Source organism: Shewanella sp. 10N.286.45.A1 (genome assembly GCF_041470405.1).
Classification (GTDB): Bacteria; Pseudomonadota; Gammaproteobacteria; order Enterobacterales; family Shewanellaceae; genus Shewanella.
In genome coordinates this window covers 1-341 of record NZ_JBFRMK010000326.1, presented here as the reverse complement: position 1 = coordinate 341, position 341 = coordinate 1, and the positions used below count along the sequence as shown (strand labels likewise).

Annotated in this window: 1 protein-coding gene; it reads left to right on the top strand. The window is 55.7% G+C overall.

Features of this window, described 5'->3' with window-relative positions; genetic code table 11:
• A partial coding sequence (locus AB4238_RS20370) for an Ig-like domain-containing protein (protein WP_372035236.1) occupies positions 1-341 on the top strand: 341 nt, incomplete at both ends.

Genomic DNA, 341 nt, shown 5'->3' with positions numbered 1-341 from the left:
GCCACCGTGACCATTACCGTCAATGACGTTAACGATGCGCCTGAAACCGCGGATCTCACTGCCAGTGGCGATGAAGATGCGACCAGCATTGCCATCCCACAACTTTCTGGCTCTGACAGCGACGGCACCATCGCCAGCTTTGTGATCGACACGCTACCCGCTAACGGCACCTTATACCTCAATGGCCAAGTCATTGCTGCCGGAACCACGGTCTCAGTGGCTGATGCCGCTAACCTCACCTTCGTACCGACGGCTGACTGGAACGGTGATACTCGCTTTACTTATCATGCGGTGGATAATGACGGCCTAGCAGATGCAACACCTGCCACCGTGACCATTAC